The following is a 12,922-nucleotide window of genomic DNA, read 5'->3' on the forward strand; positions in this document are numbered from 1 at the left end:
AATATTTCCGTTGTTTAACGGTTCCACTAACGAGGGGATGATTAAATTGGATTCAGGCACACATTTCGTTATGGGAATTGCTTTAGGTGGCTTGGCACTTGCTGATCCCGTTGTAGCAAGTCACCCAGTTACATTTACCGCAGTTATCATAGGTACAATTATCGGCTCACAAGCTCCTGATGTTGATACGGTATTAAAAATTCGAAATAATGCGACCTATATTCGCCATCACCGTGGAATCACCCATTCGATTCCTGCTGTTTTCCTATGGCCTATTTTAATTACTGCTATTTTAGCGCTAATTATGTCAGAAGCCAATGTATTACACCTATGGATGTGGACACAGCTCGCTGTATTCCTTCACGTTTTTGTAGATATTTTCAATGCTTATGGCACACAAGCACTTCGTCCATTATCAAGGAAATGGGTAGCTCTAGGTGTAATTAATACATTTGATCCGTTCATTTTTAGTATTCACTGCGTCGGTATTTTCTTATGGGTACTCGGTGCAAATCCAGTCAACACATTTGGCATCATGTACGTTATTATTATTGGTTACTATATTTTACGCTTTGCTGTACAAAAGGCGATAAAACAAGCCGTTCATCATGCAATACAAGATGAGGAATTTGTTATAATTGCACCAACAATGCGCTTTTTCCACTGGCGAATTGCTGCTAAATCAAAAACACACTATTATGTTGGACGTGCTTATCGAAGAACCGTCAATATTTATGATAAATTTGAAATTCATCCGATTCCGAAAACAGAGCTTGTCGAAACCGCTTTGAAAGATCCGAATATGGCTGCATTTTTATCATTTTCTCCACTGTACCGTTGGGAAATTTCAGAGCTTGAAAATGGATTAACTGAATTACGCCTTATTGATTTACGTTATCGAAGTAATGATCGCTACCCATTTGTCGCAGTTGCGCATATGGATGAAAATTTAGCTATTGTTAATTCCTACACAGGTTGGATTTTTACTGAAGATAAGCTACAAAAAAAATTACAAATCGGCGCAGGTAACGAGTAGATAAAAAGTCATTTACTTATGCAAACTTATGCTTAATTGTAAACAAACCTCCTTGAAATTTTGTTTTCAAGGAGGTTTGTTTCTAATTCACTGTGTCTTCACTATTATCCAATAAATGCGCGTATTTCGGGTTACGGCCAGCAAATAAATGCAGCTTATCACCATAACTTGTAATTAATTGGCTCACTAGATTTTCCGTATATTCCGTGCCGCGATAATTATAGCCCGCTTTAGCTGAAGTTGATTCAAAATCACTCCACAATAACTCGACCCAAACTCTTGCACGCCCTGTTGGCATCGCAGGATTTTTTGCTAATAATTGTTGTGTCAGTTTTTCGATTGTGTTTTCCATTTTACTTCCCTACTTTCATTGGTTGTAAAATAGATACAGGCAACGCTTCTTCAAAACGATTGCTACCCAAACGATGGCCCCATGCAAAACGACCTTTTAAATAATCCACTTGGAAAAACTCTCCTGGTGAACCGGTAATACGGTACATCTCACCCGGAATAATCGTATCTAAGTCTACTAAATAAGCCTCAGCCATCAATGCCTTACGCTCGTAAACTGCGAATTCATTTACAATCCCTAATTGCTCTGCTTTACGCGATCTTTCACGTAAATTCGCGATCTCTTGGCGTAATTCTTGCTCGGTCATTGAGTTATAGTTTATTTCATTCATGTTGTTCCTGCTCCTTTTGCTCGATAAATTGATTAATCACTTCTATTGGAAATCCTTTTTGGTAAAGTGCCTGCTTTACTTTATTATGCAGCTCATACCCTGTAAACTTAGAAGAAAATTTGCGCCATATTTTATCGCCTTGATCTTCCATTAGATTTCCCCACTCATCTTCTGCACGCTCGAAATTTATCTGTTCTAATATTTCCGTTACTACTGTATAGGAATAGCCTTTTCGTAGCAACATATCTTGTATCTTTTGCTTTATTTGTACGGGTGTTTTATTACTGTTCGTGCGCACTGCTTTTTCAGCTAGTTCCATTGCCAACTTCATCTGCTCTTCATGCTCAAATGTCGCAAGCACTTGCTGCTGTAAGCTTTTATCAATTCCCTTTTTCATTAAATCTTGGCGAATTGCAGCTGGTCCTTTTTTTGCTGTCCGTTTGCGCGTTTCCAGCAATGCCTTTGAATAGCTTGCATCATCTAAAAAACCGAGCTTCGTTAATTTATGTAACGCTTCTTGAACTACTGCTTCACCATGTCCAGCTGCTAATAATTTTGTGCGCACCTCATGTTCACTGCGCATTTGAAAACTTAAAAAATTTAATCCTTTATTAAACGCCTTAGCGATTTCATCCTCATATTGTATTTCATCTATTTCTAACTGCTCAAGTATTTTGCCTTTTTGTAAACCAAACTTGATTAAGGTGTTCTCATCAACAGCAAAGGCATACTGTTCATTTAAATAAATATTATAGCGTTCTGCATTATGTTTTTGGCGGCCAATTTTTGTAATCGTTTGCACCGGAACACCTCATTTCAGCTTTTTCATTCATCCAGTTGATGCATTCCATTTTAGTATACATCTTTTTACTTCGACATTCACAAAAAGGTATACTCTAAATAAATGCATTCGTTTGGGGGGATCATTATGAAAATTGCAATTGCTGGTGGAACAGGAATGGTCGGTAAAAAATTTAGCAATCTCCTTTTAAATAGCGGGCATGAAGTCGTTGTATTAACTCGCGGTGAAAATGGATTCCAAAATGGCATTCAATTTGTGAATTGGCTTACAGATTCAGCAAAACCCGAAGCTGCACTTGAAGGAATTGATGCATTTGTCAATTTAGCCGGTGTTTCATTGAATGATGGTCGTTGGACAGTACAGCAAAAAGAAAAGATTTTTCAAAGTCGTATGGAATCTACTGATGAAGTACTGAGAATATTAAAGGCGCTAAAAAATAAGCCAAACGTATATATTAATGCTAGTGCTGTTGGAATTTATCCAGTCTCCACAACTACCGTGTATACAGAAAACTCTACACAAAAAGCGAATGATTTTTTAGGTATGGTCGTGCAACACTGGGAGGAACGCGCACTGAAAGCTCAAGCGCTTGGCATTCGAACTTGCATCACAAGATTTGGGGTCATTTTAGCTAAAAACGAAGGTGCATTACCACTTATGACTCTTCCTTATCAACTTGGTATCGGCGGGACGGTCGGCTCAGGTAAGCAATGGATTAGCTGGATTCATATTGAGGATGTAGCAAATGCATTACTTTTTGTCATTGAACATAAAACTCTTGCTGGTCCTATTAATTTCACTTCTCCAAATGTAAAACAAATGAAAAATTTTGGGAAATCAATAGGTGCTGCATTACACCGTCCGCATTGGCTACCTGTCCCAAGTATTGCATTAAAACTTGCACTCGGTGAAAAAAGTGCACTCGTCTTAGAAGGACAACATGTTATGCCTGAAAAATTATTACAAGCAAATTTTTTATTTAAATTCGTTTCCGTTGAGGATGCAATTACTAATCTTTACAGCAATTAATTGACTTTTTATTTGTGTATAACATTCCATTTTGAACTTTGAAGATATACAATCGTATATATTTTTTTCATATGAGCAACCTATTTGAAAAAGGAGGTTGCTTTTTTTATGTTTAAACATAAACAACATGTCGTCGGTGTTTTGTTCATTGTATTCGCAACGTTTATTTCATTTATGACCGTCGCCCGTGCCGAGGAGTTTCATTGGGGTTTTAAGCCGAGTCGTGATGGTGCACCCGTTGAAATCGGTCAACCATTGGAAGGTCTTTTAGAAAAATACGGGGCTATTTATAAAGGAAATGAAGAGCGTAAAGTTGTTTATTTGACCTTTGATAATGGCTACGAAAACGGTTATACCGAAAGTATTTTAAATACATTGCGTAAAGAAAAAGCTCCTGCAACATTTTTCTTAACAGGGCATTATTTAACGAGCGCAACCGATTTAGTGAAAACAATGATTGCTGATGGGCATATTATTGGGAACCATTCATATGGTCATCCAAATATGGCTCGACTTTCTGCAAGTGAAATGCAAAAAGAATGGCAGCAGTTTGATGCAAAATTAAAGGAGCTGACGGGCATTGAACGTACGGTTTATACGCGTCCACCAGAAGGTACTTTTAATGAACAAGTTCTAAAAGTCGGCAAAGACAATGGTTACCGACATATGTTTTGGTCCATCGCTTTTAAAGACTGGCTAAAAGATGAACGCCGTGGCGCAGATTATGCGTACAATGCTTTGATGAATCAATTACATCCAGGAGCGATTATCCTAATGCATACTGTCGCGCAAGATAATGCCGAGGCGATACCTAAATTCATTAAAGATGCCAAAGCACAAGGCTATACTTTTGGCTCACTCGATGATTTAGTAATGGAATATGAAGGGGTCGCCGGTTGGTAATGTGACCTTATGATATTAATGTTTAAACTCCTCGCTTCACTAAAATCCCGCTTCTTTCATTTCCTTCATTTGTCCGTTATAATGGTGAGATAATATTGCATCTACAACTCGCACTAAATTTAGTGCGAGTTGTAATGTTTAAATATGCAGTTTTCTGCAATTAAAGGACGTGTAAATATGAGTGAAGTAAAAATGGAAGTCGGGCAAAAATTCCCGCTTACGATAAAGAAACTCGGAATTAATGGTGAAGGTGTAGGCTTTTATAAGCGCAATGTTGTGTTTGTAAAAAATGCCATTCCTGGCGAAGAGGTAACGGTGAAGCTTACGAAATTGCAAAAGAATTTCTCAGAGGCTGAAATTTTAACAATTCGTAAAGAAAGTGAATTTCGTCAAGAGGCACCTTGCCCTGTTTATACAGAGTGTGGAGGCTGTCAGTTACAGCATATGACGTATGATACCCAACTCCTTCATAAGCGTGATTTGGTCGTGCAAGCATTAGAAAAGTATGCAAAGGACGTTGCAGCCAAAACAGAAATCCGTCCAACAATTGGGATGGAAAACCCTTGGAATTACCGCAATAAATCACAATTCCAAGTACGTAAAGAAGGCAAACGCGTTTATGCTGGTTTATTTGCTGAAAATACAAATGAATTATTAAATATTAATGACTGCTTAGTACAGCATCCGATGACATCAAAAATTACTGTTGGTGTACGAAAAGTATTACAAAAGTTAAATATCACAATTTATGACGGCAAAAGCTTAAATGGATTAGTGCGTACAATTGTCGTTCGTACTGGGGTAAAATCTGGCGAAACACAAGTTTGTCTCGTAACGACTCGCAATGAGTTGCCACATAAAGCCGAATTAATCGAACGTATTAAAAAAATTGATCCGTCAATTGTGTCAATTACGCAAAACGTCAATCGTGATAAATCTTCGTTAATTTTTGGCGAAGAAACACTCGTACTAGATGGTGAGATGGCGATTCGTGAAAAATTAGGTGAATTTGCATTTGATTTATCAACACGAGCTTTCTTCCAGTTAAATCCTGAACAAACAGTACATTTATACAATGAAATTAAAAAGGCTGCCGCGCTTACAGGTAAAGAAAATGTTGTAGACGCTTATTGCGGTGTCGGAACAATCGGAATGTGGTTAGCGGATGGGGCACGTGAAGTTCGCGGTATGGATAATGTTGATGAAGCCATTGCCGATGCAAAATATAATGCACGGTCGAACGCAAACTTACAGCATGTTCGCTTTTTCCCTGGCTCTGCTGATAAATGGCTATTCCGTTGGTCAAAAGAAGGTTATCGACCAGATGTCATTTCTGTTGATCCACCACGCACAGGCTTAGAACCAGGCTTTATTAAAACAGTATTAAATATCAAACCGAAAACATTCGTCTATACATCATGCAACCCGTCTACATTGGCGCGTGATTTACAGGAGCTTTCGAAAATTTATGATGTTGAATATATTCAACCGATCGATATGTTCCCACAAACTGCTCAAGTGGAAGCAGTTTGCCGACTTGTTTTACGGAAATAACTGATAAAGTACTATTGCTCATTCATTCAACTCCGGATGGATGAGTTTTTTCATAAGTTCAATTAAAGTACCAATGTTGTTCATTTACACTTGCAAAATACGTTCAGTTGTTAGAATATTAAATAAAATGATTAAAATGGAGGTTGTTTACAAATGGGACGTGTCGTACATTTTGAATTTCATGTAGATAATATGGACCGCGCTAAAACGTTTTATGGCAATGTTTTTGACTGGAAGTTTGAGGACTGGAGTGAATACGCAGGTATGCCTTATTTAGGTGTCATCACTGGAGATAGTCAACATCCTGGTATTGACGGTGCACTTATGCAGCGTCAAAGTGCACCCCCAACGCCTGGACAAGCCGTAAATTCTGCTGTGTGTACAATGGGTGTAGAAAATTATGATAAAACAGCAGCATTAATTTTAGAAAACGGTGGGCAAAATGCGATGCCTAAATACGCGTTACCTGGTATGGCCTGGCAAGGATATTTCATAGATACGGAAAACAATATTTTCGGCATTCATCAACCCGATCCAAACGCGAAATAATTTTTATACCAAAGCGAGGAAAGTGCAATCCACTTTCCTCGCTTTTTCATATTATAAAGATTTCCGAAAACTCTCCCTCCAAATTCAACTCATTTTCATGTAATATAGAGCAAGTAGGAGGTGTAACAAATGAAAAAATTTCTCTTTATTGTGGTGATTTTTGCCCTTACTTATACCGGATTACAGTGGATTTCGGGTTTATTTTTATCATTTAGCAGCAATCCAGACGATAGTGCAACTAATTCTTCCATGCTTCAATCTGCGGTTACATTCGGTGGCGTAAACTATTTAAATGTATTTATTTACATATTATTATCTGCAATCATTACAGCCATTATTTACTTCACAGTAAAAAGCAGACGTTCAAAAAATTAATTTTGAACGCCTGCTTTTTTATGTGATTGCTACTCTGTTTTTCCCAAATAATAAGACAACGGCAGCAACACCAATTAAAATAAATGACACGAATAGTAAGAAGCCACCTTTAGGTAATATTTGTAAATATAAACCACCTAAAAATGGACCACTTAAGCTCCCTAAACTAAAGAAGATACCACATAATAAATTTCCTGATGGCAATAATTCTTTCGGCGTTAAATCTGCCATGTATGTAATACCAAGTGAAAACATGGATCCGGCACACATTCCTGCGATAAAAAATGAGACCGCTACGAGTATTTGAGATGACTCTAGTAGGTTACCTACGATAAAGAAACTTCCACCTGCAAATAAACCACCAATAATCACTTTTTTTCGACCGATTCGATCACCAAGTAGCCCCAAAGGTAGCTGCATCGTAATTGCTCCGACTGAAAAGCTTGCTAATATGATGGAAACAAAGGCTAAATCAAAACCCTTTCGTAAAGCATACACCGGATACAATGCGTTTAAGGATGACTCTAAAAAACCGTAAACGAGTGGCGGTAAAAATGCTACCCAGCCATATTTAATAGCTAATTTGTAGCGCGCCATGCCTGTTTGGTTAGCATCCCCTTTTAACGCTTCAGGTTTTTCATTTTTCACAAAAAACACTAATGACCACGCTACTAAACAAAGTGCCGATGAAACGATAAACGGCAAGCTTTCTGAAATTTCCACGAGCGGAACTAGTAATGGGCCGACCGCAAATCCTAATCCAAATGAAATGCCATAGATGGACATACTTTTTCCAAGCTTATGCTGAGGCGTTGAGGACGTAATCCATGTTTGCGTTGCGAAATGCAAACCATGATCTCCAACTCCAATTAGCAAACGCAATATAAACCAAAACGTGATACTTTTCCAAAAAGGGAATAAGAATAAGGATAAAAATACTATGGCCCCGCCAAATACAATAATTGGTTTATATCCATATTTACGAAGTGGCTGTTCAATAAATGGTGAAATTAATAACGTCCCAATATAAAGACCGGTTGCATTTAAGCCATTTAATGTAGATGATACACCGTCCCCCTCAAAAATAACGGATATTAACGGTAGGAGCATTCCTTGCGAGAAGCCTGAAATTGATACGATTACTACTAAAATAAGAAATCTACGTTGATTGTAACTCATAATTTATCTCCTTTTTTATTTCCGTTTCATCGTATCATAGCTCGATCAATTACGCCTCGTTGTAATTACGTCCAGATTTTTTTCGAACTTGCTTGAAAAAATCCCCTAAAAATCTTTGACATCCACCAGGGACTTTGGTCCAACATTATGTTGGTCATACTTGGCAAGCATTCCACACTTATAGAAGTAGGAGACTTCTGCTGAAGCAAGTTAAAAGCATTACATTATTTTTTAAATCACAAAAGCCCTAGCTAACTTTATCTCTAAAAGTTAACTAAGGCTTTAATTATTACTCAATCTTTTTTCATTTTGCATAAACTAACATCTCGGAAAATTGACCGAAAAACGTTTCAACACCCTCCTTTATATGAATTTAGATTTTCATACTTTTTTTCGATTATCCCCCCCTCCTTTAAGTTACTTATTACATTATCATAATACTTCAATTTTGTAAATATTCAGAATATAAAAGTTTTAGATTATTTTATTTCCTATTATTTTTCCCGTTAATGGCTAATCATTAAAAGTTAGGGAAGGCTAAGAACCTTTTAGTATGCAGCTTGATTGGTATGGATATTACTATGTAGACCTAAATAAGTTGGACTAAAGATTTTCTCCTGCTAATGTAAGCTTTCTATTAAGGATTCTAAGAAAGTGTGCTTTTTTAGCCTGGCTAAGCATATGAGTCACACAGATAATGTTAGCAAAAATCTGTATGACTCATCTTTGTGCAAGGTCGGGCCAATACGATGTGGGAACTGGCGAATTCTTAGTTAGATTTCCATTCAAATTTTGAGCAGGATTCATATTTTTAAGATATATAGTTACACTTTATTCAACATTGTCTTGTCCATTAACTTTTCTCGGATAACGTAGTATAATTAAATTATGAAACCATAAAGGAGGGAAACCCATTTTTCTACATTGAAAAATGGCGCTTATGAATCCAATTACAAACAAAGAACAACAAGTAACTTACTTAAAAGAACGCTTAGAAATCTTCCTCGAGGTATTAGATGCAATCGATCCTGAAACAACTGAGCTCGACGACATCGATCGCTTAATCAAAATGATGGACGATTTAGAAGAAAAAATGGACCAATTCCAATCCCGCGAAACAAACGAAAAATAGTAGTTATGGCAATGCCTTTTTAGAGCATTGCTTTTTTTTAATAAAATAGTCTGCTTTCTCAGTAAAAAGTCTTAATTTTACGAGATTCATATGCATTCCATGTAAGCGCTCTTTTTTTTTCAGTTTAATAGAGCTATAATAAACTATGAATTAAAAAATATTAATATATTTTTCTGGGGGGAAAAATACGATGTCGTACTTAGATACATTAGAAAAAAGTCTTTATAACTTAATTACTGAAACATCTACAAATTTACCAAAGGATGTTCGCCGCGCGATTAAAAAAGCAAAGCAAGCTGAAAACGCTGGTACACGTGCTGCGATGAGTTTAGATACAATCTCAAACAACATCGTTATGGCTGAAGAAAACGTTTCACCAATTTGCCAAGATACAGGTTTACCAACATTCAAAATTTATACTCCAGTTGGCGTAAACCAACTTGAAATTAAAGCAGCGATTAAAAAAGCGATTGTTGCGACAACTGCTGACGCAAAATTACGTCCTAACTCAGTGGATTCATTAACTGGCAATAACTCTGGTGACAATCTAGGTGATGGCCTTCCAGTAATGAAATTCGAACAATGGGAAAATGACTATATTACAATCAAGCTAATCCTTAAAGGTGGCGGATGTGAAAATAAAAACATCCAATATTCATTACCTGCTGAATTAGAAGGCTTAGGTCGTGCTGGACGTGACTTAGACGGTATCCGTAAATGTATCCTTCACTCAGTATGGCAAGCACAAGGTCAAGGCTGTTCAGCTGGCTTCATCGGTGTTGGTATCGGTGGCGACCGCTCTTCTGGATATGATCTTGCAAAAGAGCAATTATTCCGTTCGGTAGAAGATGTGAATGCAAATCCAGAACTTGCAAAATTAGAAGAGTACATTGTAGAAAAATCAAATACTTTTGGTGTTGGTACGATGGGCTTCGGCGGTGAAGCAACTTTATTAGGTTGTAAAATAGGCGTAATGCACCGTATTCCAGCTTCATTCTACGTTTCTGTAGCGTACAACTGTTGGGCATACCGTCGCATGGCAATTGATATTAACCCTTCAACAGGTGAAATCATGAATTGGCACTACCAAGACGGTGAAAAGATTACATTTAAAGAAGAAAATGCAGCTTCTCAAGTTGAAGAAACAACTTCTGAAATCATAAAATTAACTGCTCCAATTTCAGAAGAACAAATTCGTTCACTAAAAGTTGGTGACGTTGTGTCAATCGACGGTCGCATGTACACAGGTCGCGACGCAATCCATCATCACTTAATGGGCGAAGACGTGGAAGCTCCTGTTGACTTAAACGGTCAAATCATTTATCACTGTGGCCCTGTAATGGCTAAAGACGAAGCTGGCAACTGGGTTGTAAAAGCGGCTGGTCCTACAACTTCAATTCGTGAAGAACCATATCAAGGTGATATTATGAAACGTTATGGTATTCGCGCTGTTATCGGTAAAGGCGGCATGGGTCCAAAAACATTAAAAGCTTTAGGCGAACACGGCGGCGTATACTTAAATGCAATCGGTGGTGCTGCTCAATACTACGCAGACTGCATTAAATCAGTTGACGGTGTAGACTTAATGGAATTCGGTATTCCAGAAGCAATGTGGCACTTAGGTGTTGAAGGCTTCACAGCAGTTGTAACGATGGACTCTCATGGTAACTCATTACACGCTGATGTTGAAAAATCTTCTTTAGAAAAATTAGCATTACACGCTGAACGCGTATTCTAATTCATACAACAAAAACGACTCACTCCCATTCATTTGGGGCGAGTCGTTTTTTTTAATCTCCATATAAAGCGTAATTTTATTATTGTGATGTTTTTTTTCCCTTGTTATAATAGGCAAAAAGGAGATTCCATTATGTTCCATTTGATGATATTCATTAATGCTCTATTTCTCACACTTCAAATACAGGTAAGTACAAAATACCAATACAAAAGGAGTTTCCTCATTTCATTTACATTTACTGTGTATGTTTTTATCGTTTCGCCTTATGTTACATTATTATTCTTTTACTGTTTTATTTCCTTCATGCTATGGCTTTTCACAATTGCCAGCTTCGTACAACGGGAATTTACTTCAAAAAAATAAAAGCAGCACAATTCCTTTTGTAGGTTTGTGTTGCTTTTACTATTAGGTTATTGAACTAACGGTGCATTTTCTGCTGATTCATTATAAATCTTTGTATCTAGCTCATTTGTTGCACGGCTTGAAACGATACCAGAAACCATTGAACCACTTACGTTTAATGCAGTACGGCCCATGTCAATTAATGGTTCCACTGAGATGAGTACACCTGCAAGGGCAATTGGTAAATCCATTGCGGATAATACGATGATTGCTGCAAACGTTGCACCACCACCTACACCTGCAACACCAAATGAACTAATTGCCACAATTAAAATTAATGATACGAGGAATGAAGGTGATAATGGATTAATACCAACAGTTGGTGCAATCATTACCGCTAACATCGCTGGGTACACACCCGCACAGCCATTTTGACCGATCGATAGACCAAATGATCCCGCAAAGTTTGCAATGCCATCTGGAATACCAAGGCGCTTCGTTTGCGTTTGAATATTTAATGGCAGCGAACCTGCGCTTGAACGTGAAGTAAAGGCAAATAATAAAACTTCCGCAGTTTTCTTCACATACGTTACAGGATTTAAGCCTGTTAAAGAAACGATAACTAAATGTAATAGGAACATCGCAATGAGCGCGACATAAGAAGCTATGACGAATTTACCTAAATCCATAATGGCACCAAAATCACTCATTGCTACTGTACGTGTCATAAGTGCAAGTACCCCATAAGGTGTTAATTGTAATACGATACGTACTACACCCATAATTAAACCGTAAAGTGCATCGACACCTTTTTTTACATTCGTAGCCGTTTCTTCCTCTTTACGACGCAATGTTAAATAGCTAAAGCCTAGGAATGCAGCAAATATTACAACACCAATTGTTGAAGTTGCACGTGAGCCCGTTAAATCAGCAAATGGGTTCGCAGGGAACATCGTTAAAATTTGATCTGGTAACGTTGCTACATCCGCAGAACGCTCCACCATAGATTCTCCACGAGCAATTTCCTCTTCGCCTTGTATAATTTGCGTCGCGTCTAAATCAAATGCAACAGTCGTCACAATACCTAAACCAGCTGCTACGGCAGTAGTACTGATTAATACAAATAATATAATGGCCGCCGCTTTACCGAAGTTTTTACCAACTGTTACTTTCGTAAAAGCCGCTAAAATTGAAATGAATACTAATGGCATTGCAATCATTTGTAATAGTTTCACGTAACCCGTGCCGATGATATTGTACCAAGGCATCGTTTCATTGAGCGCCTCTGACCCTACCCCATAAGCAAATTGTAAACCTACGCCTAGTACAATCCCTAATCCCAAACCAATAAATACTCGATTAGAGAACTTCACATTCTTTGTTTTTAAATAATATAAAAAAGCAATAATTGATAATAGTAGCGCAACATTAAATAACACTAAAAAATTCAATAGAAACTCCTCCTAAAAAAATAAATTGTTAAACTTATATTAACCTATAATCCTTATTAGTCAAGTAGGAATAGAAGTGTTTCTTAAATGTGAAATTAATTTCATTGTATTTACAAAGTAATCACTTTAAATTATAATAATTATAAATA

13 protein-coding genes are annotated in these 12,922 nt (G+C 37.3%); 8 read left to right on the plus strand and 5 right to left on the minus strand.

The window, feature by feature from the left end:
- Positions 1–46 precede the first annotated feature (46 nt).
- Positions 47–1,036, plus strand: coding sequence for a metal-dependent hydrolase (locus tag CSE16_RS18595; RefSeq protein WP_099425253.1), 990 nt, complete (start codon positions 47–49; stop codon positions 1,034–1,036).
- Between the two features lie 82 nt (positions 1,037–1,118).
- Here CSE16_RS18595 and CSE16_RS18600 read toward each other — a convergent pair whose 3' ends face one another.
- The 3 genes from CSE16_RS18600 to recX are packed head-to-tail and all read right to left on the minus strand — an operon-like array spanning position 1,119 to position 2,521.
- On the minus strand, positions 1,119–1,388 hold the full coding sequence (locus CSE16_RS18600; RefSeq protein WP_099425254.1) for a YfhJ family protein: 270 nt from the start codon (positions 1,386–1,388) through the stop codon (positions 1,119–1,121).
- 1 nt (position 1,389) lies between these two features.
- On the minus strand, positions 1,390–1,719 hold the full coding sequence (locus CSE16_RS18605) for a YfhH family protein (protein WP_099425255.1): 330 nt from the start codon (positions 1,717–1,719) through the stop codon (positions 1,390–1,392).
- Positions 1,712–2,521, minus strand: coding sequence for a recombination regulator RecX (gene recX, locus CSE16_RS18610; protein WP_099425256.1), 810 nt, complete (start codon positions 2,519–2,521; stop codon positions 1,712–1,714). Before recX ends, CSE16_RS18605 begins: the two co-directional genes overlap by 8 nt.
- Before the next feature lie 126 nt (positions 2,522–2,647).
- Between recX and CSE16_RS18615 the strand changes: the two genes are divergently transcribed.
- The 5 genes from CSE16_RS18615 (at position 2,648) to CSE16_RS18635 (ending at position 6,931) form a co-directional block, all read left to right on the plus strand.
- Positions 2,648–3,550: a TIGR01777 family oxidoreductase gene (locus CSE16_RS18615; protein ID WP_099425257.1), complete on the plus strand. Its 903-nt coding sequence runs from the start codon at positions 2,648–2,650 to the stop codon at positions 3,548–3,550.
- Between the two features lie 108 nt (positions 3,551–3,658).
- Entirely contained in the window at positions 3,659–4,453 is a 795-nt protein-coding gene (locus CSE16_RS18620; RefSeq protein WP_099425258.1) for a polysaccharide deacetylase family protein, read from the plus strand.
- 177 nt (positions 4,454–4,630) lie between these two features.
- Positions 4,631–6,007: a 23S rRNA (uracil(1939)-C(5))-methyltransferase RlmD gene (gene rlmD / locus CSE16_RS18625; RefSeq protein WP_099425259.1), complete on the plus strand. Its 1,377-nt coding sequence runs from the start codon at positions 4,631–4,633 to the stop codon at positions 6,005–6,007.
- Positions 6,008–6,160: 153 nt separating this feature from the next.
- Complete coding sequence (locus tag CSE16_RS18630; protein WP_099425260.1) at positions 6,161–6,556, plus strand: VOC family protein; 396 nt, start codon at positions 6,161–6,163, stop codon at positions 6,554–6,556.
- 129 nt (positions 6,557–6,685) lie between these two features.
- Entirely contained in the window at positions 6,686–6,931 is a 246-nt protein-coding gene (locus CSE16_RS18635; RefSeq protein WP_099425261.1) for a carboxypeptidase, read from the plus strand.
- Positions 6,932–6,949: 18 nt separating this feature from the next.
- On the opposite strand, the gene CSE16_RS18640 is transcribed toward CSE16_RS18635, so the two are convergent.
- Complete coding sequence (locus tag CSE16_RS18640) at positions 6,950–8,110, minus strand: MFS transporter (protein ID WP_099425262.1); 1,161 nt, start codon at positions 8,108–8,110, stop codon at positions 6,950–6,952.
- Between the two features lie 940 nt (positions 8,111–9,050).
- On the opposite strand from CSE16_RS18640, the gene CSE16_RS18645 reads away from it, so the two are divergent.
- On the plus strand, positions 9,051–9,242 hold the full coding sequence (locus tag CSE16_RS18645; protein WP_099425881.1) for an SE1561 family protein: 192 nt from the start codon (positions 9,051–9,053) through the stop codon (positions 9,240–9,242).
- Positions 9,243–9,432: 190 nt separating this feature from the next.
- A complete protein-coding gene (locus CSE16_RS18650; protein ID WP_099425263.1) occupies positions 9,433–10,980 on the plus strand; it encodes a fumarate hydratase in 1,548 nt (515 codons plus the stop codon).
- Positions 10,981–11,390: 410 nt separating this feature from the next.
- Here the strand turns inward: CSE16_RS18650 and CSE16_RS18655 are convergent, their stop codons facing one another.
- Entirely contained in the window at positions 11,391–12,773 is a 1,383-nt protein-coding gene (locus CSE16_RS18655) for an L-cystine transporter (RefSeq protein ID WP_099425264.1), read from the minus strand.
- Between the last annotated feature and the right edge of the window lie 149 nt (positions 12,774–12,922).

The organism is Solibacillus sp. R5-41 (assembly GCF_002736105.1).
In the GTDB taxonomy this organism is placed as follows: Bacteria; Bacillota; Bacilli; order Bacillales_A; family Planococcaceae; genus Solibacillus.